At 65.3% G+C, this 25,688-nt stretch carries 25 protein-coding genes; 19 read left to right on the top strand and 6 right to left on the bottom strand.

The features are described 5' to 3' along the window. Window positions 1–423 precede the first annotated feature (423 nt). The 9 genes from rpsB (at window position 424) to ACU4IU_RS15410 (ending at window position 8,665) form a co-directional block, all read left to right on the top strand. On the top strand, window positions 424–1,341 hold the full coding sequence (rpsB, locus tag ACU4IU_RS15370; protein WP_101544634.1) for a 30S ribosomal protein S2: 918 nt from the start codon (window positions 424–426) through the stop codon (window positions 1,339–1,341). Between the two features lie 33 nt (window positions 1,342–1,374). Next, entirely contained in the window at window positions 1,375–2,202 is an 828-nt protein-coding gene (tsf, locus tag ACU4IU_RS15375) for a translation elongation factor Ts (protein ID WP_101544635.1), read from the top strand. Between the two features lie 184 nt (window positions 2,203–2,386). Beyond that, window positions 2,387–3,139: a UMP kinase gene (pyrH, locus tag ACU4IU_RS15380; protein ID WP_259357906.1), complete on the top strand. Its 753-nt coding sequence runs from the start codon at window positions 2,387–2,389 to the stop codon at window positions 3,137–3,139. 193 nt (window positions 3,140–3,332) lie between these two features. Then, window positions 3,333–3,890, top strand: a complete 558-nt coding sequence (gene frr / locus ACU4IU_RS15385) for a ribosome recycling factor (RefSeq protein ID WP_101544639.1) — start codon at window positions 3,333–3,335, stop codon at window positions 3,888–3,890. Continuing rightward, the gene (locus tag ACU4IU_RS15390; RefSeq protein WP_446657205.1) at window positions 3,890–4,912 is read left to right on the top strand and encodes a phosphatidate cytidylyltransferase; all 1,023 of its coding nucleotides are present in this window, start codon (window positions 3,890–3,892) and stop codon (window positions 4,910–4,912) included. The genes frr and ACU4IU_RS15390 overlap by 1 nt, the downstream gene beginning before the upstream one ends. Window positions 4,913–5,098: 186 nt before the next feature. Beyond that, window positions 5,099–6,328 carry a 23S rRNA (adenine(2503)-C(2))-methyltransferase RlmN gene (gene rlmN, locus ACU4IU_RS15395; RefSeq protein WP_446657608.1) on the top strand — a complete coding sequence of 410 codons (1,230 nt, stop codon included), beginning with the start codon at window positions 5,099–5,101 and terminating at the stop codon, window positions 6,326–6,328. 100 nt (window positions 6,329–6,428) lie between these two features. Further along, window positions 6,429–6,989 carry a DivIVA domain-containing protein gene (locus ACU4IU_RS15400; protein ID WP_446657206.1) on the top strand — a complete coding sequence of 187 codons (561 nt, stop codon included), beginning with the start codon at window positions 6,429–6,431 and terminating at the stop codon, window positions 6,987–6,989. Next, complete coding sequence (locus ACU4IU_RS15405; RefSeq protein ID WP_446657207.1) at window positions 6,982–7,656, top strand: hypothetical protein; 675 nt, start codon at window positions 6,982–6,984, stop codon at window positions 7,654–7,656. Before ACU4IU_RS15400 ends, ACU4IU_RS15405 begins: the two co-directional genes overlap by 8 nt. A 250-nt stretch (window positions 7,657–7,906) precedes the next feature. Beyond that, window positions 7,907–8,665 (top strand): putative protein N(5)-glutamine methyltransferase, encoded by a 759-nt coding sequence (locus tag ACU4IU_RS15410; protein WP_446657208.1) that lies wholly within the window; start codon window positions 7,907–7,909, stop codon window positions 8,663–8,665. Window positions 8,666–8,864: 199 nt separating this feature from the next. On the opposite strand, the gene ACU4IU_RS15415 is transcribed toward ACU4IU_RS15410, so the two are convergent. Further along, on the bottom strand, window positions 8,865–10,064 hold the full coding sequence (locus ACU4IU_RS15415) for an acyl-CoA dehydrogenase family protein (protein WP_092017334.1): 1,200 nt from the start codon (window positions 10,062–10,064) through the stop codon (window positions 8,865–8,867). Window positions 10,065–10,222: 158 nt separating this feature from the next. Between ACU4IU_RS15415 and dxr the strand changes: the two genes are divergently transcribed. The 3 genes from dxr (at window position 10,223) to ACU4IU_RS15430 (ending at window position 13,340) form a co-directional block, all read left to right on the top strand. Further along, window positions 10,223–11,443: a 1-deoxy-D-xylulose-5-phosphate reductoisomerase gene (dxr, locus tag ACU4IU_RS15420; protein ID WP_446657209.1), complete on the top strand. Its 1,221-nt coding sequence runs from the start codon at window positions 10,223–10,225 to the stop codon at window positions 11,441–11,443. Further along, window positions 11,440–12,990 (top strand): M50 family metallopeptidase, encoded by a 1,551-nt coding sequence (locus ACU4IU_RS15425; protein WP_446657210.1) that lies wholly within the window; start codon window positions 11,440–11,442, stop codon window positions 12,988–12,990. Before dxr ends, ACU4IU_RS15425 begins: the two co-directional genes overlap by 4 nt. Window positions 12,991–13,073: 83 nt before the next feature. Continuing rightward, complete coding sequence (locus tag ACU4IU_RS15430) at window positions 13,074–13,340, top strand: hypothetical protein (RefSeq protein ID WP_446657211.1); 267 nt, start codon at window positions 13,074–13,076, stop codon at window positions 13,338–13,340. Window positions 13,341–13,394: 54 nt separating this feature from the next. Here the strand turns inward: ACU4IU_RS15430 and ACU4IU_RS15435 are convergent, their stop codons facing one another. Next, window positions 13,395–14,795 carry a serine hydrolase domain-containing protein gene (locus ACU4IU_RS15435; RefSeq protein ID WP_446657212.1) on the bottom strand — a complete coding sequence of 467 codons (1,401 nt, stop codon included), beginning with the start codon at window positions 14,793–14,795 and terminating at the stop codon, window positions 13,395–13,397. A gap of 280 nt (window positions 14,796–15,075) precedes the next feature. Here ACU4IU_RS15435 and ispG point away from each other — a divergent pair, with 280 nt between their 5' ends. Next, complete coding sequence (gene ispG / locus ACU4IU_RS15440; protein ID WP_139468794.1) at window positions 15,076–16,239, top strand: flavodoxin-dependent (E)-4-hydroxy-3-methylbut-2-enyl-diphosphate synthase; 1,164 nt, start codon at window positions 15,076–15,078, stop codon at window positions 16,237–16,239. A gap of 81 nt (window positions 16,240–16,320) precedes the next feature. Beyond that, complete coding sequence (locus tag ACU4IU_RS15445; protein ID WP_139468793.1) at window positions 16,321–17,202, top strand: GNAT family N-acetyltransferase; 882 nt, start codon at window positions 16,321–16,323, stop codon at window positions 17,200–17,202. 12 nt (window positions 17,203–17,214) lie between these two features. Here the strand turns inward: ACU4IU_RS15445 and ACU4IU_RS15450 are convergent, their stop codons facing one another. Together ACU4IU_RS15450 and ACU4IU_RS15455 are read right to left on the bottom strand one after the other, a co-directional pair. Next, window positions 17,215–17,631, bottom strand: coding sequence for an RNA-binding S4 domain-containing protein (locus ACU4IU_RS15450; protein ID WP_139468792.1), 417 nt, complete (start codon window positions 17,629–17,631; stop codon window positions 17,215–17,217). Continuing rightward, window positions 17,631–18,491 carry an NUDIX hydrolase gene (locus tag ACU4IU_RS15455; RefSeq protein WP_229664182.1) on the bottom strand — a complete coding sequence of 287 codons (861 nt, stop codon included), beginning with the start codon at window positions 18,489–18,491 and terminating at the stop codon, window positions 17,631–17,633. The genes ACU4IU_RS15450 and ACU4IU_RS15455 overlap by 1 nt, the downstream gene beginning before the upstream one ends. Window positions 18,492–18,696: 205 nt before the next feature. Here ACU4IU_RS15455 and ACU4IU_RS15460 point away from each other — a divergent pair, with 205 nt between their 5' ends. Together ACU4IU_RS15460 and ACU4IU_RS15465 are read left to right on the top strand one after the other, a co-directional pair. After that, complete coding sequence (locus ACU4IU_RS15460; RefSeq protein ID WP_446657213.1) at window positions 18,697–20,544, top strand: proline--tRNA ligase; 1,848 nt, start codon at window positions 18,697–18,699, stop codon at window positions 20,542–20,544. Window positions 20,545–20,595: 51 nt separating this feature from the next. After that, the gene (locus ACU4IU_RS15465; RefSeq protein ID WP_446657609.1) at window positions 20,596–21,363 is read left to right on the top strand and encodes a TSUP family transporter; all 768 of its coding nucleotides are present in this window, start codon (window positions 20,596–20,598) and stop codon (window positions 21,361–21,363) included. A 69-nt stretch (window positions 21,364–21,432) separates the two neighbouring features. Here ACU4IU_RS15465 and ACU4IU_RS15470 read toward each other — a convergent pair whose 3' ends face one another. Beyond that, complete coding sequence (locus ACU4IU_RS15470; RefSeq protein ID WP_446657214.1) at window positions 21,433–22,452, bottom strand: aminoglycoside phosphotransferase family protein; 1,020 nt, start codon at window positions 22,450–22,452, stop codon at window positions 21,433–21,435. Next, window positions 22,449–23,447 (bottom strand): hypothetical protein, encoded by a 999-nt coding sequence (locus ACU4IU_RS15475; RefSeq protein ID WP_446657215.1) that lies wholly within the window; start codon window positions 23,445–23,447, stop codon window positions 22,449–22,451. Before ACU4IU_RS15475 ends, ACU4IU_RS15470 begins: the two co-directional genes overlap by 4 nt. A gap of 282 nt (window positions 23,448–23,729) precedes the next feature. Between ACU4IU_RS15475 and ACU4IU_RS15480 the strand changes: the two genes are divergently transcribed. The 3 genes from ACU4IU_RS15480 to ACU4IU_RS15490 all read left to right on the top strand — a co-directional run bounded on the left by ACU4IU_RS15480 (window position 23,730) and on the right by ACU4IU_RS15490 (window position 25,642). After that, window positions 23,730–24,194: a ribosome maturation factor RimP gene (locus ACU4IU_RS15480; protein WP_446657216.1), complete on the top strand. Its 465-nt coding sequence runs from the start codon at window positions 23,730–23,732 to the stop codon at window positions 24,192–24,194. Between the two features lie 137 nt (window positions 24,195–24,331). Then, a complete protein-coding gene (gene nusA, locus ACU4IU_RS15485; protein WP_101547295.1) occupies window positions 24,332–25,294 on the top strand; it encodes a transcription termination factor NusA in 963 nt (320 codons plus the stop codon). A gap of 72 nt (window positions 25,295–25,366) precedes the next feature. Further along, window positions 25,367–25,642 (top strand): YlxR family protein, encoded by a 276-nt coding sequence (locus tag ACU4IU_RS15490; RefSeq protein WP_101547294.1) that lies wholly within the window; start codon window positions 25,367–25,369, stop codon window positions 25,640–25,642. Window positions 25,643–25,688 lie beyond the last annotated feature (46 nt).

A 25,688-nucleotide genomic window follows, 5' to 3' on the forward strand; every position in this document is an offset into this window, starting at 1 on the left:
GCACCGAATCGACGGCAATCCGGCTCCACACGCCCGACGGGACCCTGCGCTCCGGCACTCGCCCGCACCCATCGATCCCCACCCGTCGACGTACGAGTCGGTGCGACGATACGGCCCGGCGGGCCGCCTCGGCGAGGGATCGATCTCGATTGGAAATGACTTGCCCAACCGGGATAGACTTAAGCCCAGCAGAAGCGTGTCTTCTGACTACGCGTATCCGAATTCTTCTCCTTCCCATGGTGCAGGCAGCCGTCAGGTGTGCCTGTGGGGCGGACGAACCGGGTACCAGGAATCAACCGAAAATGTCATCGACGCATCCCGTCGATCGAATCGATGCGGACCCTCAGAGGTTCGCTTTGAGAGCGATCGACGCGCGCGTGACGTAAAAGCACCCTGAGGGTGCAGAGAAAGGAGGGCGTCGGCATGGCCGTCGTCACCATCCGCCAGCTGCTCGACAGCGGCGTTCACTTTGGACACCAGACCCGTCGTTGGAACCCGAAGATGAAGCGCTTCATCTTCACCGAGCGCAACGGCATCTACATCATCGACCTGCAGAAGTCGCTGGGCTACATCGACAACGCCTTCGAATTCGTCAAGGAGACCGTGGCCCACGGCGGCTCGATCCTCTTCGTCGGCACCAAGAAGCAGGCCCAGGAATCCATCGCTGAGCAGGCTCAGCGCGTGGGTCAGCCCTACGTCAACCAGCGTTGGCTCGGCGGTATGCTCACGAACTTCCAGACCATCTCGATGCGTCTGCGCCGCCTCAAGGAACTCGAAGAGATCGACTTCGACGACGTTGCAGGTTCCTCGCACACCAAGAAGGAACTGCTCATCCTGCGTCGCGAGAAGGACAAGCTCGAGAAGACCCTCGGCGGCATCCGCGACATGCAGCGCACCCCGTCGGCCGTCTGGATCGTCGACACCAAGAAGGAACACCTCGCGGTCGACGAAGCCAAGAAGCTGGGTATCCCGGTCATCGGCATCCTCGACACCAACTGCGACCCGGACGACGTCAACTACCCGATCCCGGGCAACGACGACGCCATCCGCTCCGTCTCGCTGCTGACCCGCGTCGTCGCCGACGCCGTGGCCGAAGGCCTCATCGCCCGCCACTCCTCGGACGACGCCAGCGGTGAGAAGAACGTCTCCGCCGTCGAGCCCATGCCCGAGTGGGAGCGCGAGCTCCTCGAAGGCAAGACCGAAGAGAACGGCACCGAGGCTGCTGCCCCGGCCGAAGAAGCCGCTCCGGCCGCTGAGGCTGCTCCTGCGGCCGATGCCGAGAACGCCGAAGCCGCTCCGGCCGCTGAAGCTGCCGACTCCACCGAGTCGACCGAGTCCTGATTTCGTTTAACTCCACCATCCTGAGGAGAAGGAATGGCAAACTACACTGCCGCTGATATCAAGGCACTGCGCGAGAAGACCGGCGCCGGAATGATGGACGTCAAGAAGGCTCTCGACGAGTCCGACGGCGACCAGACGAAGGCCATGGAAGCCCTGCGCATCAAGGGCCTCAAGGGCGCCACGAAGCGCGAGGGCCGCTCGACCTCCGACGGTCTGGTCGCGACCTCCGTCGAAGGCGGAGTCGGCACCATGATCGAGCTCAACTCGGAAACCGACTTCGTTGCGAAGTCCGAACCGTTCGTCAAGCTCTCCGAAGAGGTCCTCGAGCTGGCCGTGGCCAACAAGGCCGATTCGGCCGAGGCACTCCTCGCCGCTGAGACCGACGGCAAGCCCGTCTCCCAGTTCATCACCGAATCCGGTGCCTCGCTGGGCGAGAAGGTCGAACTGCGTCGCGTGGGCCGTGTCGAAGGCTCCAAGATCGCCTCCTACCTGCACCGCACCAACAAGGACCTGCCCCCGCAGGTCGGCGTGCTGCTGGCATTCGAAGGTGACGACGAGACCGTGGCACACGATGTCGCCGTGCACATCGCCGCTATGGCCCCGAAGTACTTCTCCCGCGAAGACGTTCCCGCCGACCTCGTCGAGAACGAGCGTCGCATCGCCGAAGACACCGCGAAGAACGAAGGCAAGCCCGAACAGGCTCTGCCGAAGATCATCGAGGGTCGCGTCAACGGCTTCTTCAAGGAGAACTGCCTGCTCGACCAGGGATTCGCCAAGGATCCCAAGCAGTCCGTGGCCAAGGTCCTCGAGGCTGCCGGCGTCAAGGCCACCGGCTTCCTGCGCTACCGCGTCGGAGCCTGATTCACCACTGACCGTGAAGCAGACAGATCTCTGCTTCCCAGGTTCACCGAGTGAGTGAGAACTCACCCGAGGAGCGGGGTCGGACCAATCGGTCCGGCCCCGTTTTTCGCTAAACTGACCCAGACGCCCGATCACAGTGACGATCCCACCGGGTACAGACCTGCCCGCACGGAAGAAGGACTCCATGACAAGCACCCCTGTTCACGAATCCAGCTACGCCAGCCGCGCGGTGCGCTCCCATCGGCGCCGCGTTCTGCTCAAGCTCTCCGGCGAGGTCTTCGGCGGCGGCAAGATCGGCGTCGATCCCGACGTCGTGGCCGCAGTCGCCCGCGAGGTCGCTCCCACGACCGAGGACGTCGAGGTCAGCATCGTCGTCGGCGGCGGCAACTTCTTCCGCGGAGCCGAACTCTCCCAGCGCGGCATGGACCGCACCCGTGCCGATTACATGGGCATGCTCGGCACCGTGATGAACTGCCTGGCACTGCAGGACTTCCTCGAACAGACGGGTGTCGACACCCGCGTGCAGACCGCGATCCCCATGTCGCAGGTCGCCGAATCGTATATTCCCCGCCGTGCCATGCGGCACATGGAGAAGAACCGCGTCGTCATCTTCGGCGCCGGCGCCGGACTCCCGTACTTCTCCACCGACACCGTGGCCGCTCAGCGCGCACTCGAAGTGCATGCCGATGAGGTCCTCATCGCCAAGAATGGCGTCGACGGCGTCTACACCGCCGATCCCAAGGTCGATCCGAATGCCGAGAAGATCTCCGAGATCAGCTACCAGGACGCCCTGCAGCGCGGCCTCAAAGTCGTCGACGCGACCGCCTTCAGCCTGTGCATGGACAACAAGCTGCCGATGCACGTCTTCGGAATGGAAGGCGAGGGCAACCTGCGCAAGGCCATCATCGGTGAGAAGATCGGCACGGTCGTCCACTGAGACCCACCCCCACCGAGGCGGTCCGACGCTGAACGCAGGAGGATCCTCACAGCGTGGGACCGTCTCCGCCGAGGCGGTCATCCGCTTGGCATCCACGCAGGTGAGAACACTCCTGCGATGATTCGGTGCGGCATTTTTCAGTGATGACCCATAGAATGAACCCAAAGCTTTAAGAAGAGGGAAAGAGGCAACCGTGATTGAAGAGACACTGGCCGAAGCCAGAGAGAAGATGGACAAGGCCGTCGAATTCACGCAGGAGGACTTCGCGTCGATCCGCACCGGCCGTGCCAACCCCGCACTGTTCGCCGATATCGAGATCGACTACTACGGCGCTCCGACACCGCTGCAGCAGCTCGCCTCGTTCCAGACGCCCGAGGCACGCACGATTCTCGTGACCCCCTACGACAAGGGCACGCTGACCGATATCGAGAACGCTCTGCGCAACTCCGACATCGGCGCGAACCCCGCCAACGACGGCAACGTCATCCGCGTCGTCCTCCCGGACCTCACCGAGGAACGCCGCAAGGAATACGTCAAGATCGTCAAGGGCAAGGCCGAAGACGGCAAGGTCTCCATCCGCAACATCCGCCGTCACGCCAAGGAGACGCTCGAACGCATCAAGAAGGACGGCGAAGCCGGCGAGGACGAGGTCACTCGCAGCATCTCCGAGCTCGACGATCTGACGAAGAGCAAGGTGGAAAACGTCGACAAGCTGCTTGCGCAGAAGGAAGCTGAGCTGCTCGAGGTCTGATGATCGCCGTGACTGGGTCCGACAGCCCCGCGACGGATCCGGCTCCCCTCGGGGAGCCGGATCCGTCAGGCGAGGCCGCGCGGGTTGAGACCCCTTTCCCGAAACGTCGAGACCTGCGCAACTCGGACAAGCCGTATTCGCCTGACGACCCGGAATCGAATCCGACCGCCGAGGCGGTTGCGACCGATTCCGAACCTGAACCGAAGGACTATGGTCGGGCCGGACGCAACCTGCCGGCCGCGATCGGCATGGGACTGCTCATCGGCGGCGTGGTGCTTGCGTCCCTGATCTTCCTGCCGATCTCGTTCCTCTTCATCGTCCTTGTCGGCATCGTCGCCGCAATGTGGGAGCTGGCGAACGCTCTGTCACGTTCCGGCTCCCTCGTCTCCCGCGTACCCACCATGGTGTCGGCGGCCTGTATGGTCGTCGCCACCTTCGTCGGGGGCCGCGAAGCGCTCTGGGTGACCTTCGCCGCCAGCGCCGGAGCAGTCATGCTCTTCACGATGGTCGAGCGCCGGAAGAACGCAGTCAAAGACGTCTCGCTCTCCCTCTTCGCTCTCACCTATGTCGGCCTCATGGCCTGCTTCATCGTCTACATCCTCACCCAGCCGGACGGCAACTTCTACGTCATCATCTTCCTTGCCGCGGTCGTCGCCTCCGACACCGGCGGCTACGTCTTCGGCGTGCTGTGGGGCAAGCATCCCATCGCCCCGCGGATCTCTCCGAAGAAGTCCTGGGAAGGCTACCTCGGCTCGACCGTCTTCGCCGCAGTGGTCGCAACGATCCTCGCCGTCACCGTCGTCGATGCTCCGTTCTGGACCGGTCTGGTCATCGGTGCCGTCATCCCCGCTTTCGCCACTCTCGGCGACTTCAGCGAATCGATGATCAAACGCGACCTCGAACTCAAGGACATGGGCACCCTGCTGCCCGGCCACGGCGGTGTCATGGATCGACTTGACTCGATCCTACCGACAGCCCCGGTCGCGCTCGTTCTCTTCTCGGTCCTGCCCGGCTACCTCTGACCGGCCCGCCGACTCGGCTGCCCGGCTGCCTCTGACCCTGTCCGGTTCGCACCTGCCCGACGTGGCGGCTCACACACGACAGCCGTGCAGCGAACATGAGACAATGGCCGTGTGAGTTCTCAAGCAGGCAGAAGGCAGACCAGGCCCGTCGTCGAACATGCCGACGGCACGACATCGAAGACCCCGATGCGCGATGGCCGTCCCCTTCTCAACTTCAAGTCCGCACGGGTCAAGCAGCCTCCTCAGCATCTGGCCGATATGACGATGGACGAACGCGTCGATGCGGTCAAGGAGATGGGACTGCCCGCTTTCCGGGCCAAGCAGATCTCCACCCACTACTTCAGCCACTATGTCACCGACACCGAGGCGATGACGGACCTGCCCAAGGATAAACGGGCAGAGATCCAGGAACGGTTCTTCCCTCACCTGCTCACCGAAGTGCGCCGCCTGCGCACCGAGAACGGCGACACCATCAAGTTCCTGTGGCGCCTCTTCGACGGAGCTCTCGTCGAATCAGTGCTCATGCGCTACCGCAACCGGGTCACCCTGTGCGTGTCCAGCCAGTGCGGCTGCGGAATGAACTGCCCGTTCTGCGCCACCGGCCAGCAAGGTCTGACCCGCAACATGTCCACGGCCGAGATCGTCGAACAGGTCGTGCGCGCCAACCAGGTCATCGCCGCCGGCGAACTCGCCGAAGCCCCGAAGTCGGATATGCCCGGTGCCGGAGAGACCGCGCTCGGCGCGGAAGCCGACGAAGACGAAGCGGCGGGAGAAGCCGGATTCGACGGGGAGGCCACGGCCGCCTCGGCGAATGGCCCCGAACGGGTCTCGAACATCGTCTTCATGGGCATGGGCGAACCCCTGGCCAACTACAAGCGAGTGATGAACGCGGTGCGCCGGTTCGTCGGACCGAGCCCCGAAGGACTGGGCATGTCGGCCAGGCGGATCACGATCTCCACGGTCGGACTCGTGCCCGGCATCAACAAACTCGCCGCCGAAGACATCCCCGTCACGTTCGCCCTCAGCCTCCACGCACCCGATGACGAGCTGCGCGATGAGATGATCCCGGTCAACACGCGGTGGAAGGCCGATGAGGCCATCGACGCCGCTTACAACTACTACCAAGTGACCGGACGGCGGGTGAGCATCGAATACGCGCTCATCAAGGACATGAACGACCACGCGTGGCGTGCGGAACTGCTGGCCAAGAAGCTCAACGCCCGCGGACGCGGCTGGGTCCATGTCAACCCGATCCCGCTCAACCCGACTCCGGGCTCGGTGTGGACGGCCTCGGAACCGGAGGTCGCCGACGAATTCGTCCGCCGCCTCATCGATCAGGGCGTTCCGACGACGATCCGCGATACCCGCGGATCCGATATCGACGGCGCCTGCGGACAGCTCGCCGCAGCCGACTGATCGACGCCCGGTTCGGCAACTGCGGACCGCGGCAACGCAATTGCTGCGGCTTCCATCTATTATGGTGGAAACACCACAGCCACTCGCTTCTGGAGGAGACATGGCGGACACGACTTTCCCTCGAATGTCCGGTTGGAAGAACGGATACGACCCCAAGCAGGTCGACAGCTTCTTCAAGCGTGCACGTGAGTCCTTCGAACGGCCGACGCCGCAGCCCGGCGACCTCGACTCCCGGGCGGTGCGCACGGTCGGTTTCGATCTCGTCCGCAAGGGCTACCACGTCGCCGTCGTCGACGCCGCGCTCGACCGTCTCGAAGATGCATTCGCCAAGCAGGCCCGAGACCGTCTGATCGCGCAGTCCGGGCAGGACGCCTGGGTCTCCGAGCTCACCCGTGTGGCCGCGTCGCTGCGGGGTCGACTGGTCCGTGAACCCGGTAAGCGCTTCGACAATCCTCCTCCCGGAGTCATCGGCTACGACATCACCCAGGTCGACGACATGTGCGACAAGGTCAACTCGTACTTCACGCAGGGCGTGGCGATGAGCGTCGACCAGGTCCGCCGCGTGCTGTTCAAGACCGCAAAAGGCAAGAAGGCGTACAACGAGGACCAGGTCGATGCGTTCATCGACCGCGTCGTCGAAGTGATGGCCTCCGTTGACTGATTTCCACTACTTCGCGGTCCCGACCGCGACCGATCCCGGCACGCTCAACCCGGTTTACGAACTCCTCGACTTTCCGATCGCGATGGGCAAGGCCGAAGACATCGTGCTGACCGGACCCGCTCCGGAGAAACCGCTCGTCGACGGCCGGGAAGTCACGGATCCCCGCCTGGTCAAGGCCCTGTCCGTTCCCGTCGAGCTCGACCGCGCCGAGGTGCTCGACCGCAGTTCGAAGCTCGCCGGAGTGCTCCGTGCCATGGGCGTGGTTCCGGAATCCGGTGCCCGGCTCACCTTCGCCGAGGATGTCCCGCCGTTGGCGCGGGCGCTCGGTGTTCTTGCTGCTGCCCGGATCGGGCTCGTCGTGGATCTGCGAGCAGGAGCTCCGTCTGACTCTGCCTCAGACTTAGTGGTTCTCCACTCCATCGAAGACGAACCGGTCGAGCCGGGGCGTGCCTCCGTGCGGGTCACCCGGTCGCGCTTCGAAGGCGTCGGAGTGACGATCGGCTCCGAGACCGCGAACCTCGACCAGGCGATGCGCGACTCCCGCGTCGAATTCGCCGCAGTAGTGCCGCTCGACCCGCAGCGCACTCTGCTGCTCACCGACGACGGTGATCTTGAGGCGGGTACGAGCCTCGAATGGTACCGCACCGAGGTTCTCTCTGCTTCCTGAGCCCTGGACGCATGGGGGCTTCGACGCCGACGATGGTGTCGACGTTCCGGCTTCCGCGGACCCGCGGCCTGCTGATCCGCGTTCGGCTGAGACGGCGGCTGCTCTGCGCGCGGCCGGCTGCGTCTTCGCCGAGGACGAGGCGGCGATCCTGCTTGAAGCTGTGAGCGAAGGTATGGCGGCCAGCTCCGATTCGGGCGCGTACAGTGGTGCAAGATCGGATCGGCTTCTTGCCGGGCTCGTCGCGCGACGAGTGGCTGGCGAACCCCTCGAACAGATCGTCGGCTGGGTCGACTTCTCCGGGATGCGTTTGAGTGTCCGGCCCGGAGTGTTCGTGCCACGGCAGCGAACGGCTCTGCTCGCCGCGCATGCGGTGTCCGCGGCCCAGCGGATGACGGACTTACGAGGGAATGGTACTGAGGCAGACGCTGGCGTCGCTGTTGTGCGACCTGTTGTACTCGAAGCGTTCTGTGGCGTCGGACCGGTCGCCTCGGCGGTGGCCGGCAAAGTGCCGGGAGTCGATCTTCACCTCGGTGATGCGCAGGCGGAAGCGCTGCAATGTGCGGTGGAGAATGTCGATGGCTGCATCCAGGCGGGGGAGTTCACCCAGGCAGGCGGGTCCGAACAGGCAAATGAGTCCGGCACTACCGTGTCGGGGCATGTCCTCGACTGCCTCCACGGACTGCCCGACACGCTGCGGCGGTGGATCTCAGTTATCGCCGCCGTGCCGCCGTACGTTCCTGAAACGGCAGCCGATTTTCTGCCGCATGAGGCCCTCGACTTCGAACCGAGCAGCGCACTCTTCGGCGGCTCCGACGGACTCGACCTTGTCCGTCGACTCATCACGGAGTCGTTGGACTGGCTGGCCCCGGATGGTTTGCTGCTCATCGAGCTCGGGCTAGGTCAGGTTGCAGGGGCCACCGGGTTCGCAGCCGAGCAGGGGCTGGAAGCCCGGAGCCACCTCGGCGAGGATGACCAGACGGTCGTGCTCGAACTGCGTCGTGGAAACTGACAACGGCCGGCTGAAATCGGGTGATTTCAGCCGGCCGGCTGCGTACCGACTGGTTCGAAGTGCGGGCGCGGGGCGCGAAGTCTGTGCGTCAGCACTTTGAACCAGCCGGTGACTGCAGATACACCACGCCCGCCGAACCTCAGCAGGATCGGCGGGCGCTGACTGTGTTCAGCGGAGGGCGGGTGCCCTGCGCACTGGCTCAGTTCGCGAAGGCGTTGATTCCGGTCATCGTCCGACCCAGGGTCAGCTGGTGCACCTCGTGCGTGCCTTCGTAGGTGAGCACGGTCTCGAGGTTGACCGCGTGACGCAGCGGCGGGTACTCGCTCGTGATGCCCGACCCGCCGAACAGGGCGCGCAGGTCACGGCAGACGTTCATCGCGGTGTCGACGTTGACCATCTTGCCCAGGCTGATCTGCTCGGGACGCACACCCTTCTCGGAGTCCTTGAGCTTGCCCAGGTGAGCGGCGAGCAGAGTGATCTGCGAGTACTGGCCGAAGGCCTTCGCCAGCTTCTGCTGAGTGATCTGGAACGACGCCAGAGGACGATCGAACTGCACGCGGGTGCCGGTGTACTCCAGTGCGGAGAGCAGCGCGTCGCGGGCGGCGCCGGTGACGCCGAAGACGATGCCGTAGCGGGCCTCGGACAGGCAGGACAGGGGCCCCTTGAGTCCCTTGGCCTTCGGCAGCATCGCATCCTCGGGCAGACGGACGTTGTCGAGGACGATCTCACCGGTGATCGAGGCGCGCAGCGAGATCTTGCGGTGGATCTCCGGGGTCTGCACACCCTCGGTGTTCGAGGGGACGACGAAGCCGCGGACGACGTTCTTGCCCTTGTCGTCGACCTCTTCGGTCTTGGCCCACACGACCATGACATCGGAGACCGGGGAGTTCGTGATCCACATCTTCGCGCCGTTGAGGATCCAGTCGGATCCGTCCTTCTTCGCGGTCGTCTTCATCCCCGACGGGTCGGATCCGACATCGGGTTCGGTCAGCCCGAAGCAGCCGATGGCCTTGCCGGCGGCCATCTTCGGCAGCCATTCTTCCTTCTGTGCTTCCGATCCCCAGTGGTGGATGGCGAACATCGCCAGCGAGCCCTGCACGGAGACGAGGGAGCGCAGACCGGAGTCGACGGCTTCGAGTTCGCGGCAGGCCAGTCCGTACTGAGTCGCCGTCGAACCGCCGCAGCCGTAGCCGTCGAGGTGCATGCCGAGCAGCCCGAGCTCGCCGAGTCCTTCGGCCAGTTCCCGGGCGGGGATGGTGGCGTCGAGGAAGTAGTCGCCGATCTTCTCCCGGACGTTCTCGTCCAGCCATTTCTTCACGATCGATGCGAATTCGAGGTCATCGGATTCGAAGACCGAATCCAGTCCAAGAATGTCGTCGGGGCTCAGCGTCTTGCTCATATCCATCTCTTTCGCCATTGATTGTCTTCATTCACAGTTTTACCGGAACCCGGTGGAAGGTCGGTGTCCCGAAGCACTACAGATGACCAGGTTCCACTAGGCGACACACGAGTCCGTGTCGAGTCATTTCCCAGAGAACTTTGGCATCATCGGTTGGCGTGAGTAAACGTGGTTTCATTGTAGTCGGCTCAACCGGTTCGGTCGGCACCCAGGCCCTTGATGTCCTCGCCGAACACCGGGACGAGCACGCGATCATCGGCTTGGCCGCGGGGTCCCAGCTCGACCTTCTGCTCGAGCAGGCCCTCGATTTCCACGTCCCCGTCATCGGGCTCACGACCCCACCCGCCGGAGGCGAGGCCGAGGTGCGTGCGCGACTGACCGAGCTGGCTGCCCAGCGGGGGACCGCCGATCCTGTCGAAGCCATCCACCTCGGGGACGATGCCGCCGAGGCGGTCGCGGGCTTGGCCGCCGATATGGTCCTCAACGCGATCACCGGTGCCGCCGGTCTCGGCGCGACCCTGGCCGCCCTCGAACGCGGCACGGACGTGGCCCTGGCGAACAAGGAATCCCTCATCATCGGCGGGTCCATCGTCCTCGACGCCGCTCGTGCCTCCGGGGCCCGCCTGGTGCCGGTCGACAGTGAGCACTCCGCCATCGCCCAGGCGCTGCGCGCCGGCACGCACGGTGAAGTCAGCAAGCTCATCATCACCGCGTCGGGCGGTCCCTTCCGCGGCATGACCCGTGATGCCCTGCGTCGAGTCACCCCCGCCCAGGCGCTCAACCATCCCACCTGGTCGATGGGGTCGATGATCACCATCAACTCTGCGACCCTGGTCAACAAGGGCCTCGAAGTCATCGAAGCCCACCTGCTCTTCGACATCGACTTCGACCACATTGAAGTCGTCGTGCATCCTCAGTCGCAGATCCATTCGATGGTCGAGTTCGCCGATGCCTCGACGATCGCGCAGATCTCCCCACCGGATATGCGCCTGCCGATCTCCTATGCGCTGGGCACCCAGGACGATGGAACGACGAAGCGACTGACTTCGAGGGCCGTTCCGCACAATTGGGGCCAGCCCATGCACTGGTCGTTCGAGCCGGTCAACCATCTCGCCTTTCCTGCGCTCGGTCTGGCTATCGACGCTGGCAAGAAGGGCCGCAGCTACCCGGCCGTGCTCAACGCTGCCAATGAGGAACTCGTCGCCGCATTCATCGCCGGAGACATCGCCTTCACCGGAATCGACAAAGGCCTGTCCCGAGCTCTGGCCGCCCACGAATCTGCGGCCGAACACACGGTGGAGACCGTGCTGGCCGCCGACGCCTGGGCCAGGGACTTCGCTCGCGCCGACGTCGCCGAACAGAACGGGGGCCGCCGATGACAGTTGTGCTCTACATCGTCGGGATCATCCTGTTCCTCATCGGCATCTCGATCTCGATTGCGCTGCACGAACTCGGCCACCTCACCCCGGCGAAGAAGTTCGGGGTGAAAGTCACGCACTATATGGTCGGCTTCGGACCGACCCTGTTCTCCTTCCGCCGCGGTGAGACCGAGTACGGCATCAAAGCGTTCCCCCTCGGTGGGTTCATCGCGATGCCGGGAATGTATCCGCCCGAGGAAGCGACGAAGTCCCGCTATGAGACCGCCGCCGCTGCGCAGAAGGGCGGCACGGCCGCCGGCGTCGACAGCGGGGTCGACGGCACGTCGGGCCGCCTCGGCGAACCGGGCGCTGCACTCGACTCGACGGGTAGCGAAACCTCGGGCCGCCTCGGCGAGGGGACGGATGACGGTGATGCCGCTCCGCTGCGCCGGGACCGCAAGAAGCGGAAGGGGCGGCTGTTCGAAGACACGATGGCCGATGCCCGGGAGTTCTCGAACCAGGAGATCGCGCCGGGGGAGGAACACCGGACGTTCTATGCGCTCAGCGTGCCCAAACGCCTCGTCGTCATGTTCTCCGGTCCCTTCGTCAACCTCATCCTGGGCATCCTCATCATGGGGATCTCGCTGCTGGGCATCGGTGTGGTCACCCCGACGACGACCGTCCAGACCGTCGTCGAATGTGCGGTGCCCGCGTCCGAAGCGCAGCAACGGCCGGCCTCGGAGCAGAACACCTGCCGTCCCGACGATCAGCTCACCCCCGCGTGGGAGGCTGGGATCAAACCGGGTGACGAGATCACCTCGATCGCCGGCGTCGAGACGAAGGACTGGGACCAGCTGTCCTCGGTCATCAAGGAACATGCAGGCGAACGAGTCGATGTCGACTTCATCCGAGATGGTCAGGCCCAAACGGTGACCGTGCCGATCATCGCCACCGAACGGCCGAAGGTCGACGACGCAGGCAAGGCCGTGCTCAACCCGGACGGAACTCCGCAGACCGAGACCCAAGGATTCTTCGGCGTCGGACCCGTCCAGGAACGTCAGTCCCTGCCGCTCGCGGAGTTCCCCGGCGCAGTGTGGGACCAAGTCTCCGGAGTCTTCCACGCGATCATCACCCTGCCGGTCAAACTCGTCGACATCGGCGAAGTGGCCGTCGGCACGAAGGACCGCGACGCCGAAGGACTCGTCGGCATGGTCGGCGTCGGCCGCATCGCCGGTGAGATCGTGTCCACCGACCAGATCGACGTCGTCGACAAGGCACAGATGGGGCTGGGCATGCTCGGCTCGCTCAACATCTTCCTCTTCGCGTTCAACATGATCCCGCTGCTGCCCCTCGACGGCGGACACATCGCCGTGGGTCTCTACGAAGGTGCGCGCCGCCGCATCAACCGGTGGCGCGGCCGCGGACTGGTCGGTCCCTTCGACACCGCGAAGCTGCTGCCGCTGACGTACGTGTGCATCGGGCTGATGCTGTGCATGACGGCGCTGCTCGTCTACGTCGACCTCGTCAAACCCATCACCCTCGACGCGATCTTCAACTCCGGCGGTTAGGCCGGGTCGTTCCGGTGTATGGGCCGGGCTCTGGCAGCTAGACCGGACATGCAGTTTGGGCGATCTCAGCTAGGGTGGTGCGAGTGGAGAATACTGAGACCAAGCCACATGAGCGTTTCTTCTCGCGAACGGAATGGACGTTCATCGGATTCCTTGCGCTCGCCTTCGCGCTGACTCCGCTCTTCTACGGGCTGCCGCTGCTCAGCCCACTGTTCGCAATGGGGACGAGAGTCCGCGGACACAGGGCGAAGATGACCTGGCTGTGGACGGTCGCCTCACTGCTCGTCTTGATGTCGATCGCACCGTTCGTTCTCAAGTTCGCAGGGCTGAGTAACTTCGTCGTGGAATGAAGGCGTGAGCCATCTGCGGTTGAGCGTGAACTGTCCGTTCAGTGGCGCACGAGTTCAGGCACTGAGGGTGATCGTCTGCACCTCGCCGAGGTGATTGAGGCCGACCGTGATCGTGGCGTTCTCATCTGCTGTGCCCGGCACTGTGACCACTCCGCGCAACGGGGAGACCATCTCGAGGTCCGCCTCGGTGAGAGGACGGTCGATCTGCTTCTCCGCCCGCCACCGGGCGAAGCGCTCCCGCCTCTCTTCGCGGGGTTCGTCGAGGTCCATGTTCATGGAGAAGATCGCCTCGGCGACGGTGTCGTCGAAGTCGTTGACGAGGTTCGCCGCAGCCATCACGGCATCGATCTGGGGTTGGGCGGCGGGATAACGGGGCACCGGCGCCGAGGTGGCCCGACGTTCCAGCCGGGTGCCCTGTCGTCCCGTGGCCGCCGCCCAACCGAGGTCGAGCGCGTCCTGGACGACGCGCTGCGCCGGGTAATAGGTCGTATTGCCGAGCACGACGAGGCTGAGCCCCAGATCGGGGAACCAACGCATATGTGAGCCGTATCCTGGGTAACCGCCGGAATGGCAGACGATGCGGCCGAACCGTGTGTCCAGACGAGTCTCGAGACCGTATCCGTAGCTGAGCGTCTCCGCATGGTGGTCGCTCTTCTGGATCTCCATGGTCCGTCGTGGCTGCTGGTTGTCGGTCAGTATCCGCGACCAGGATCCGGAAGCATAGGAGTCCATGCGTTCGAGGGCGTCGAGATGCGCGTCCATCCATGTGCCGATGTCGTTCACCGTGGAGATGACCCCGCCGATGGGGGAGAAGACTCCTGGGCCGGTGAGTTCGGCCGGGTGGAGGCCGCCGCCCAGGTCGACGCGGAACCCGGTCGCCAGGTCCGGGAAGTCCGTGTGGTCGAAACCGGTGCGCGTGAGCTTCAGGGGATCGAAGATCTCAGTGGACACGAGTTCGGTGAAAGCCCTGCCTGTGACCGCCTCGGCGACCATGCCGAGAAGCGCATAGCCGAGGTTCGAATACTCATAGCCGGTGTCGGCAGGCGCACAGGCGATGGCGCCGCGGTGCAGCCAGTCGGTGAGCTCGGCCGGAGTCATCGCCTCCATCCGGTCCGCCCACGGGTCGTCCTTGGTGAAACCGGTGCTCATCGTCAATGCCTGGCGGCAGGTGCGGTCGGCGATGGCCGTATCGGCCAGTTCCGGGAGCAGGTCGCCGAAGGGAGCGTCGAGATCGAGTCCGTCGGCGGCGAGGAGCCCGATGGCTGCGGCGGTGAAGGACTTCGTCATCGAAGCGATCCGGTACGGAACCTCGCCGTTCACGGTTCGGGCGGGGCCGCCTCGGCGAAAGATTCCCCATGCCAAAGATCCACCCTGGTCGTCGAGCTTCAGTGCTGCGGCCTCGAGAGCCGCAGTCATCGCCTCGACATCGGGTTCGACGAATCCGGGTGTGCTCACAGGGCTGCTCCTTCGTGCAGACGTCAGGTCACCTTCACACTACCGTCAGCCGGTGACACCGGATCGGGACCAGTGGGCCGTGGCGTGGTGCGGGTGGAGTCGAGGTCGCGCGGGGGTCGCCCGGGGTGCGCCGGTGGACTGTTCGGGGTATGCCCCGTGGACGGACAGTTCTGTGTCAGTGGGAGGTCCTACAATGGTGATGGTTCGCACAATCCGGGTCCCGCATCGGCGCCGGCTCGGACATTGTGGCTGGTCAACAGCCTGACTGAAGGGATCCTTCGTGACATCGGTCAATCTCGGAATGCCCGCACCGCCGCCTCCCGTGCTCGCTCCGCGGAGGAAGACGAGGCAGATCAATGTCGGAAAGGTGGGGGTCGGATCCGAGTCCCCGGTGAGCGTGCAGTCGATGACGACGACGCAGACGACGGACATCAACGGGACCCTGCAGCAGATCGCCGAACTCACCGCCGCCGGCTGCGATATCGTGCGCGTGGCCTGTCCCACCGCCGACGATGCCGCGGCTCTGCCGATCATCGCCGGCAAATCCCAGATCCCTGTCATCGCCGATATCCACTTCCAACCCAAATACGTCTTCGCCGCCATCGACGCCGGCTGTGCGGGAGTGCGCGTCAACCCCGGCAACATCCGCAAGTTCGACGACCAGGTCAAGGAGATCTCGAAGGCCGCCGCCGAGGCGGGCGTGTCCATCCGCATCGGCGTCAACGCCGGATCCCTGGACAAACGGCTGATGGAGAAATACGGCAAGGCCACGCCCGAGGCGCTCGTCGAATCCGCGCTGTGGGAGGCCTCCCTGTTCGAAGAGCACGGATTCTATGACTTCAAGATCTCCGTCAAACACCATGACCCGGTGATCATGGTCCGCGCCTATGAGCTGCTCGCCGAGCGCGGCGATTGGCCGCTCCATCTCGGCGTCACCGAGGCGGGGCCCGCCTTCCAGGGCACGATCAAATCCGCCACCGCCTTCGGACACCTGTTGGCCGAGGGCATCGGAGACACCATCCGAGTCTCCCTGTCCGCGCCTCCCGCCGAGGAGGTCAAGGTCGGCAACCAGATTCTCGAATCCCTCAACCTGCGGCCCCGAAAGCTCGAGATCGTCTCCTGCCCGTCCTGTGGGCGCGCGCAGGTCGACGTTTACACGCTGGCCGAACGCGTCACCGCCGGACTCGAAGGCATGGAGGTGCCGCTGCGAGTGGCCGTCATGGGCTGCGTCGTCAACGGCCCTGGTGAGGCCCGCGACGCCGACCTCGGCGTGGCCAGCGGCAACGGCAAGGGCCAGATCTTCGTCAAGGGCGAGGTCATCCGAACCGTGCCCGAATCCGAGATCGTCGAGACGCTCATCCATGAGGCCAACCGCATCGCCGAGGAGGCCGCGGGGCAGCCATCGGGCGCTGCGTCGGGGCCGCCTGAAGTGACCGTCGGCTAGGTGCGATACCTTGTGAGGACGAAGAGTTTCATGGTCCAGTCGTTGGCCCATGCTGACGGCTGAGAAAGAGTTCAGGGGCACATGGCGCTGAGGATCGCACGACTGGAACATCAGCACACCCGGTGGCTGACGGACCTGCTTGCGCGCAACCCCTGCGAGAACGTCTACCTCATCTCCCTGCTCGAAGTCACGGGCACCGCCCGTCTGGGCTCCCCGGCAGGCACGCTGTACGGAATCTTCGATGGTGACCGGCCCGTCGCCGCCTACTGGGTGGGCGGCAACATCATCCCGGTCGCAGCGACTCCGGCGACGAATGAGGTGCTCGCTCGCAAACTCAATGCCGACGGTCGCGTGTCCTGCTCACTCATCGGCAGCCGGTCCGTCATCCTCGACCTGCAGCAGCGACTCAGTTGGGGCCGAGCGCGTGGAGTGCGTGAACGGCAGCCGCTGTTGGCCATCAGCTCGGATCCGCTGGTCACTCCCGATGAGCATGTGCACCGGGTGACCCTCGATGACCTCGGTGCGGTGTTTCCCGCCAGTGTGGACATGTTCACCAAAGAGGTCGGATTCTCACCGATCGAGGACGGCACCGCGGGGTACCTGGCGCGGGTGCGCGGGATCATCCGCGGCAAGAACTGCTACGCCCGGATCTCCTCCACCCTGCCCCAAGGCGGTGCGGTGCCCAGGTGGCCGGCCGAAGAGCAGGACGAACAGGTGCTGTTCAAGGCCGATATCGGCATCCGTGCCCGCCGCATCGTCCAAGTTCAAGGAGTATGGGTCCATCCCGCAGTGCGCAATCAGGGTCTGGGGGCAGCGGGCATGGCCGCGGTCGTCCAGCGCACCCGTGACAAAGGCCATTCCACGGTGAGCCTGTATGCCAATGACTACAACGAGACGGCGCTGCGCATGTATGCCCGCGTCGGCTTCGAACAGGTCGGCACCTTCGCCACCGTCATGTACTGAGCTCTCGGCGGATCAGTCGCGGCGGTTGCGCGACTGAGGTTTGGCCATATCGCCGAGGAACTTCTCCATCTCCCGGCGGTCCTTCTTCGTCGGACGCCCCAGCCCTTTGTCTCGCCGGGGCACGAATCCGCGCAGCGCCGGATCGGGCGGGGGAGTGAGGTCCTCATAGCACTGAACGGCGATGGAGGCCTGCATCCTCGTGGGGATGAAACCGGTGATCTTCCAGATGAATTCGGACCCGGCCTTGCGCACACGCACCTCCTGGCCGATGCTCACCTTCTGCGCGGCCTTGACGCGCTGACCGTCGACCTGCACATGCCCGCCGCGGCAGGCCTGAGTGGCGAGATTGCGGGTCTTGAACATCCGCGTCGTCCACAGCCACACGTCGACGCGCATGTGCTTTCCGGCATCGCGGTTGATCTCGGTCATCAGCGATGACCGTCCGAGAAATTCGTGCCGGACGAGGGCATTCCTGCATCGGCACCATCGGGGTCCTGTATCCGGGAGTCGGCGCGCAGCGCCAGTGCCGAGCGCCGGGTGAAAGTCTGCGCGGGACGCCCTCGCCCCTGGCTGACGGCCTCCCCGGTGGGATCGAGCAGCGGCAGCATGGTGCGGCGGAACGTATCTGCCTGGAGGCTCTCCCCGGCGACGATCTCGTGGAGCTCGCGCAGCTGCCGCAGCGAGAACTCCTTCTCCAGGAGCCCGAAGGGATCCGGGGTGCGTTCGTGGAACGCCCGCAGTCGGTGCACGGCCACGCGCACGATCTCCTGATGCTCGGCGCTGAGCTCGCCGACATCGTGGACGGGCACGAGCTTCCGCCGGTGGACGGGGGAGTCCGGGTGATCGGAATCCGATTCGGCAGGATCAGGGTCGGCCGCCTCGGGGAGGACCGCCTCGGCGGGGGAAGATTCCGTCACCTGCGCCGGAGCATCCGCCACGGCCGCCTCGGTGGGATCGTCCTCCTCGGCGAGTCCGACATCGGAGGCGGAGAGAACATCGAGGTGGGCCACGGAGATCACCCAGCCGCGATCATCGCGGTCGGGTTGGTCGAACACGTGCAGCTGGACGGGGGCGCGGTCGACCAAACGTGCCTTTTCGCGCAGACAGCGGGCGACCGCCTCGGCGAGGCGTTCCTGCGGACGCAGGATCGACCCGGGCAGCTGCCACACCCCATCTCCGGGATGGGTCATGAGAACATGCAGGCCACGGCCGGGCACGGGGCAGAGGACCGCGGTGTCGACCGCGACCGAGGGCCGCGGGAACTGCGTGAGTTGGCTGGGATCAGGCATGCTCTTCGTATCGTTCGGACTCGTCATTTCAGCGGGGACCGGGCGGGGACCGGACGGCCCCGACCGATGCCGGGCTTCGGTGCTGCAGCCACCAGTCTAATTCTCTTCCCGCAGGTGACGAATCCGCGCCCGCTCCGATTCCCTCCGGCTCGCCCGCGTGCGATAGTGTTCGATCTGAGTCTTGACAAGTTGAGGAGATTTACCCATGGCCCTGCGCATGTCGTCCCTGTTCGTGCGAACCCAGAAGGAAGACCCGGTCGGCGCCGAGGTGGCCAGCCACAAACTGCTCCACCGTGCCGGATACATCCGCAGGTCAGCACCGGGAATCTACACGTGGCTGCCGCTGGGACTGGCCGTGCTCGGCAAGATCGAAGCCATCGTGCGCGAAGAGATGGCGCTCGCCGGCTCCCAGGAGGTCCACTTCCCGGGTCTGCTGCCCGCCGATCCGTACAAGAAATCCGGCCGTTGGGAGGCCTTCGGGCCCGACCTCTTCCATCTCGAGGACCGCCGCGAGAACGACTACATCCTCGCTCCCACCCACGAAGAGGTCTTCACCCTTCTGGTCAAGGACCTCTACTCCTCGTACAAAGACCTGCCGCTGTCGATCTACCAGATCCAGACGAAGTACCGCGACGAGGCTCGCCCCCGCGCCGGACTGCTGCGCGGACGCGAATTCATCATGAAGGACGCCTACTCCTTCGACATCGACGACGCCGGACTCGACGCCTCCTACGAAGCCATGCGCGTGGCCTATCTGCGGGCCTTCGCCCGTCTCGGCCTGCCGTGCCTGCCGGTCAAGGCGACCCCGGGTGCCATGGGCGGCTCCGGGACAGAGGAGTTCATCTACCCTTCTGAGGTTGGGGAGGACACGTTCGTCAAGTCACCCGGCGGATATGCCGCGAACGTCGAGGCCGTGACCTCGATCGTCCCCGAGGCGATTCCCTACTCGCAGTCGCCTGCCGCACATGTCGAGGACACCCCCGACACTCCGACCATCGAGACCCTTGTGGCCGCGGCGAACGCCTCGCATCCGCGCGACGATCGTGAGTGGACGGCCGCAGACACGCTGAAGAACGTCGTCTGCGCCGTCACCCATCCCGACGGCACCCGCGAGATCATCGTCATCGGCCTGCCCGGCGACCGCGAAGTCGACCTCGACCGGGCCGCCGGCACCGGCATGCTCGGTGACGGTGAGGTCGACCTCGAAGCCGCCACGGCTGAGGATCTCGCCGCCCATCCGGAGCTCGTCAAGGGTTACATTGGACCCGGAAACTCCCTCGACGCGCCGGTTCTCGGCCTCGAATCGCCCTCGAAGATCCGCTACCTCCTCGACCCTCGCGTCGTCGACGGCACCCGCTGGATCACTGGAGCCAATGAGCCCGGACGCCACGTCTTCGACCTCGTCGCCGGACGGGACTTCACTGCCGACGGCACCATCGAAGCCGCCCAGGTCGTCCTCGGCGATCCGGCACCGGACGGCTCCGGTCCGCTGGAGCTGGCCCGCGGTGTCGAGATCGGTCAGATCTTCAAGCTCGGCCGCAAGTATGCCGAGTCCCTCGACCTCAAGGTGCTCGACCAGAACGGCAAGGCGACGACCGTGACCATGGGCTCCTACGGTCTCGGCGTCACCCGCGTCATGGCCTGCATCGCCGAGGAATACCATTCCGAAGACGGCCTCCTGTGGCCCCAGCACCTGGCCCCGGCCGATGTGCACATCATCGTCGCCGGCAAGGGTGAGGAGATCGCTCAAGCCGCCGAGAAGATGACGACCGAACTCGAGGCCGAAGGCATCAGCGTCCTGCTCGACGACCGCAATAAGGTCTCGCCCGGATTCAAGTTCGCCGATGCCGAACTCATCGGCATTCCTACCGTCATCGTCGTCGGCCGCGGTCTGGCCGACGGCGTCGTCGAGGTCCGCGACCGTCTGGCCGGGGAGAAGTCCGACCAGCCCGTCGCCGAGGTGGTTCCTGCCACCGTGGCACGTGTGCGTGAGGCGTACGCGAAGGCTGCAGCTGCAGCCGATGCGGCGATCAGCGCCGACCAGAACGCCTGAGCCGCCTCGGTGTTCGAAGCCCTCGCCGGAGGCATCGATGTCACCTGGACGATGGTCCTGTGGCTGCTCGCCGCGGGAGTCCTGGCCGGGTGGATCGATGCCGTCGTCGGCGGGGGCGGATTGATCCAGCTGCCCGCGCTGCTGCTCGTGCCGGGGATGAGCCCCGTGCAGGCGGTCGCGACGAATAAGATCGGGTCGATTGCGGGCACGACCGCCTCGGCGGTCACCTATCTGCGCAAGATCACCCCGGACCGGTCGGCGACGATTCCGGCCGCGGCCTCGGCGTTCTTGGGTGCCGTGCTCGGGGCGAAGCTCGCGACCTTGGTGCCCAGCGACGCTTTCACCCCGATCATTCTGCTCGCGCTTATCGGGGTCGGGATCTTCACGGTGCTCAACCCGAGCCTCGGCGCCGATGCCACGCTGCGGTTCGGGGAAACGTCGAAACGCCACCATGCCCTGTCGTGGCTGATCGGGCTCGTCATCGGCGTCTACGACGGAGTGCTCGGGCCGGGGACGGGATCGTTCCTCGTCATCGCCTTCGTCTCGATCATCGGATTCTCGTTCCTGCAGGCCTCGGCCACGGCGAAGGTGATCAACTGGGCGACGAACTTCGGGGCGCTCGTCTACTTCATCCCCGACGGTCAGGTCGTCTGGCTGCTGGGTGTGATCATGGCCGTCGGCAATGTCACCGGCGGGATCTTCGGTGCGCGCACCGCGCTGGCGAAGGGCTCAGGGTTCGTCCGCGTCGTCTTCGTCATCGTCGTCTCCGCTCTGATCCTCAAACTCGGTTTCGACTTCATCTCCACCCTCATCCACTAATTGCTACCTGACGGCGGCCCAGCAACCTCGCGCGAGGTTGCTGGGCCGCCGTCAGGTAGCAATAAGGGGTTAGCCGATGGGTTTGAGGGCGTGGGCGTTGACTCCGGCGACATCGGCGCCGGACAGCGCGCGGGCCACCCACAGGGAGCGGGCAGCATCGGCCAGGCTCGAATTCGACCCGCCGGAGGCAGCGCGCAGATACCAGAACATGTTCGTGATCTCCCTGGCCACGGTCGCCCCCATCCCGTACTGCGGATCGACCCCGGCGCACAGCGCCAGGTCCGTGGCGAAACCACGCAACCACGCCGCCTGCGCCTGCGGATGATCCGAGGGGATCTCGGCCAGGCGGTTCCACAGCACCGGGGCCAAGGTGTACGCGGTCGGACCGGCCAAAGGCTGCGGATCGATGGCCTTCCACGTCGAGATGCCCGTCGGGTCGGGATTGCCGGCGAGGATGTTGTAGTAGTGCAGGTCGGCGTGGATGAGCCAGTTCTCATCCGAGGACGCCAGAGTCTGCATCCAATTGCGGGCGAACGACAGCAGCAGGGAATCGTGCGGACCCGCCTCCGACCACCCGGTCAACAACACGGCATCGGCATCGAACGAATTCAGCCACCCGGCCACGACATCCTGGACCCGCAGGAACTCCGAGGTCGCCGGAATCTCCAAGGACCGCTGCAGCGCACCCCACACCGGCGGCACATCGGCCAGTGGCAGCACGGACAGATTGTCCTTCGTGCGCAGTCGCTCCTGCAGCGTGACCCGGAAGCTGCGATCATCCCGGATGACCCGCACCGCCCCGTGCCCGTTCCACATCTTCAGCGCCCGCAGCACCTGCGCATGCGCAGCCGTATGTGCCGAGGTGGGAGCCGCGAACCGCAGCACCCCCTGATAGTTCTCCTGAGTGAGCACCGGAATCACCAAGGACTCGCACCCGGCCCACGGCGCCCCCGGCACATCGTCGAAGCGCAGCTTCCACCGATCGAGGAGTTCGTTTGCCATATAGTCGAGCGCGGCAACCCACGAATCGGTGCGATATTCGCCGATGATCTCGCGCGTCGCGCGGTAGAGAACCGGTGGGACCCTCACTCCTGCACCTCCGCCTGCCCGGGTTCGTCATAGGTGAAACGCAGCGGCTGCGGAGCGGCGAAGACCATCCGGTTCCGGGCCGATTCCCAGAGCCGGAGAATCGCCGAGGCGTCCGCCTCCAACCAGGGCAGAAGCGCGGAAGCGACGCCGTCTTCCAATGACAGCGCTAGCTCCTTCGCGGAGTCCGCATCCGTCGGGGTGGGATCGAGCTTCCACGCCGAGGCGGCCGGATCGGCTGCGTCCTCGCCGAGTCGTTCGAGCATCTCCCCGGACAGGGCACCCAAGGATTCGAGCCTGGCCAGCGCAGCCTTGCGTTCACGCGACTTCGAATCGAAGTTCACAGCCAGCCGTTCATAGCCGTACGCGGCCGCCCGCGACTGATTGAGGATCGCGTTGAACATCTCCGCCCGACCCTTCGGATCCTGGCTTCCGGAGTCGTCCGTCCCGGCATCCGCGTCGGCCCCGCCGGTGGCACTGGGAGACGCTGTCGCATCATCGCCGCCGTCCCTGCTCTGGTCGAGTTCCTCACGGCCGGCGCGGATGAGTTCGTCGGCGGTGGTGATGATCTCCGGCTTCTTCGTCCCAGCGACCAGAGCCAGACCCGTGGCCACATCGGCCAGGACGGGAATAAGGTCCGAACCCAAGGACGCTGAGGCCTCGAAGACGGCGCGGGAAGCCACCTCGGCGGCCTGGACGAAGGTGCGGTTCTTCTCTGTCGGAGGTGCCTCGGTGGCGAATTCGGTCGGCGGGTTCCATTCGGGACCGATCGCCGCAGCGAAGTCAGTAAGGTCCTCACCCGCGGTTTCGGGATCACCGGCGCCGGGAGAAGCGGAGTCCAAGATGCGGGCCAGACGATTGCGCAGCTGCTGAGTCGCATCAAGAGTGGGGATCTCGGGATCCTGATCGAGTCGCAGGCCGCAGGCGGTGAGCAGGCTCAGACTCAACCCGCCGACGCCGGCAGTCAACAGGCCGCGGCGACTGACGGGAAAATGCATACGGCAATCCTATCGGATGCCCCGCCATCGCCGAGGGACGCCCGACAGCGCCCAGGGATGCCCGCCATCGCCGAGGGACGCCCGACAGCGCCGAGGGGCACCGACCGTCGCCCGCCCGACCGCAGAATGAGACTCGCACCCGGCAGAACCGCGACGAAGGCTTAACCTCGACGTCGGCTGTCGCTTAGGGTGGGGGAGAACACGGCGGTCGCACACGTGCACGGTGCGCCGGCCCCCTTGCCCCGCCTCGGCGAAGGGGACGCACAAGGATATGGAGGAGAAATGGACGAAGACGTCGAGCGGATCAAGGGCCTGCTCGCCCCGCCCCTGCAGGATGCGGGATTCCACCTCGAGACCGTCAAAGCGGTGGCGGCCGGTCCGCGGCGCACGCTCACCGTCGTCGTCGACCTCGACGAATCGAGCACCGATCCGATGTCGATGGAGAAGATCGCCGAATCGACGAAGATCGTCGGCGACGCCCTCGACGAGGTCGAGGTCTTCCGGGACAAGCCGTACCAGCTCGAGGTCACCAGCCCCGGTGCCACCCGAAAGCTCGAGACCCCCCGCCACTTCCGACGCGTCATCGGCCGTCGCCTGGAGATCACGACGAAGAAGGACACCTTCAAGCTCGACCTCGCCGAGGTGGGGGAGAGTTCGATCACGGGCACGGACCCCCAGCGCAAGGAGTCGAAGACGGTCGACCTCGGCGAGATCCGCAAGGCCCAGGTGGAGTTGAAGTTCCGCTGAGGCGAACCTCACGTACCTCCGGCAGTGCGGCGGCCCCTTCGCAGACAGAGTGCGGGCGCGGACTGGGATAGACTGTTACGCCTGCATAAGTGAACACAGACAATTCAATGCTCGGTTGAGCGAGAGAGGACTTAGACATGGACATCGACCTCAATGTTCTGCGCGTCATCGAACGAGAGCGTGAGATTCCGCTGGAAACCCTCATCGAACTCATCGAACAGGCGCTCTTCCTCGCCTACCAGAAGACCGAAGGGGCCTGGCCCGACGCCCGTGCCGAACTCGACAAGTCCACCGGCGAGGTGCGCATCCTCGCCGTGGAATTCGACAACGACGACAACCCGATCGGCGAGTTCGACGACACTCCCACCGGCTTCGGCCGCATCGCCGCCCAGACCGCTCGGCAGGTCATCCACCAGCGGCTGCGCGATGTCGAGGACGAGACGCTGCTGGGCACATTCAAGGGCCGTGAGGGCGAGATCGTCTCGGGCATCATCCAGCAGGGCCGCGACCCGCAGATGGTCCAGGTCGACATCGGAGACGTCGAAGCCGTGCTGCCCCCGCACGAACAGGTCCCCGGCGAAACCTACGCCCACGGCACCCGACTGCGCGTCTACATCGCCGACGTGCACAAGGGCACGAAGGGCACCTCGGTCACCGTCTCCCGCACCCACCCGAACCTCGTGCGCCGACTCTTCGCCCATGAGGCTCCGGAGATCGCCGACGGCACTGTCGAGATCGTGTCCCTGGCCCGCGAAGCCGGCCACCGCACGAAGCTCGCCGTGCGCGCCACGAAGCCGGGAGTCAACGCGAAGGGATCGTGCATCGGCGAACTCGGCTCCCGTGTGCGTGCGGTGATGAACGAACTCGGCCAGGAGAAGATCGACATCGTCGACTACTCCGACGACCCGGCGAAGTTCATCGCACACGCCCTGTCCCCGGCCAAGGCCAAGAGCGTTGAGATCCTCGACGCCGCAGCTCAGGAATCCCGCGCAGTCGTCCCCACCGACCAGCTGTCCCTGGCCATCGGCAAAGAAGGGCAGAACGCCCGCCTGGCAGCCAAGCTCACCGGCTGGAAGATCGACATCGTCGCAGGCGAATAGCCTCGTGCAGTGATTCGCACCACTGGCCCCCTTGGCGCGAGCCCGGGTGCCGGTGCTGTAGAATCATTCATTGTGAATGTTGGTGATGGACCCGTAAGGACGTGCATCGCCTGTAGGCAGAAGGCCGGTCGGGACGAGCTGACACGCTTCGTGTTCCGCCCCGATCAGCACCCCGCCGTCGTCCGCGATGTGTCAGCGACACTGCCGGGACGTGGTGCGTGGGTGCATCCTGATGCGAAGTGCCTGGACAAGGCCCTGACCACTGCCGCCTTCGCTCGATCCTTTCGAACGAAGATCACCGCCTCGGACCTCCCGAGGCCGGACACCGAACCCAAAGAGAACGGGTAGCCGAATGGATGACAAGTTGTGAGTGTCGCACGATGACACCCAAACG

This window comes from Brevibacterium sp. CSND-B09, from assembly GCF_052906525.1.

Coding starts and splice junctions, on each gene's coding strand:
- rlmN (WP_446657608.1), top strand. CDS start 5,099: ATGCGCGATGGCCGTCCCCTTCTCAACTTCAAGTCCGCACGGGTCAAG.
- ACU4IU_RS15425 (WP_446657210.1), top strand. CDS start 11,440: ATGACAGTTGTGCTCTACATCGTCGGGATCATCCTGTTCCTCATCGGC.
- ACU4IU_RS15400 (WP_446657206.1), top strand. CDS start 6,429: ATGGCGGACACGACTTTCCCTCGAATGTCCGGTTGGAAGAACGGATAC.
- ACU4IU_RS15450 (WP_139468792.1), bottom strand. CDS start 17,631: ATGACCGAGATCAACCGCGATGCCGGAAAGCACATGCGCGTCGACGTG.
- ACU4IU_RS15445 (WP_139468793.1), top strand. CDS start 16,321: ATGGCGCTGAGGATCGCACGACTGGAACATCAGCACACCCGGTGGCTG.
- ACU4IU_RS15460 (WP_446657213.1), top strand. CDS start 18,697: ATGGCCCTGCGCATGTCGTCCCTGTTCGTGCGAACCCAGAAGGAAGAC.
- ACU4IU_RS15390 (WP_446657205.1), top strand. CDS start 3,890: ATGATCGCCGTGACTGGGTCCGACAGCCCCGCGACGGATCCGGCTCCC.
- ACU4IU_RS15480 (WP_446657216.1), top strand. CDS start 23,730: ATGGACGAAGACGTCGAGCGGATCAAGGGCCTGCTCGCCCCGCCCCTG.
- tsf (WP_101544635.1), top strand. CDS start 1,375: ATGGCAAACTACACTGCCGCTGATATCAAGGCACTGCGCGAGAAGACC.
- ACU4IU_RS15415 (WP_092017334.1), bottom strand. CDS start 10,064: ATGAGCAAGACGCTGAGCCCCGACGACATTCTTGGACTGGATTCGGTC.
- ACU4IU_RS15475 (WP_446657215.1), bottom strand. CDS start 23,447: ATGCATTTTCCCGTCAGTCGCCGCGGCCTGTTGACTGCCGGCGTCGGC.
- rpsB (WP_101544634.1), top strand. CDS start 424: ATGGCCGTCGTCACCATCCGCCAGCTGCTCGACAGCGGCGTTCACTTT.
- nusA (WP_101547295.1), top strand. CDS start 24,332: ATGGACATCGACCTCAATGTTCTGCGCGTCATCGAACGAGAGCGTGAG.
- ACU4IU_RS15465 (WP_446657609.1), top strand. CDS start 20,596: ATGGTCCTGTGGCTGCTCGCCGCGGGAGTCCTGGCCGGGTGGATCGAT.
- pyrH (WP_259357906.1), top strand. CDS start 2,387: ATGACAAGCACCCCTGTTCACGAATCCAGCTACGCCAGCCGCGCGGTG.
- ACU4IU_RS15455 (WP_229664182.1), bottom strand. CDS start 18,491: ATGCCTGATCCCAGCCAACTCACGCAGTTCCCGCGGCCCTCGGTCGCG.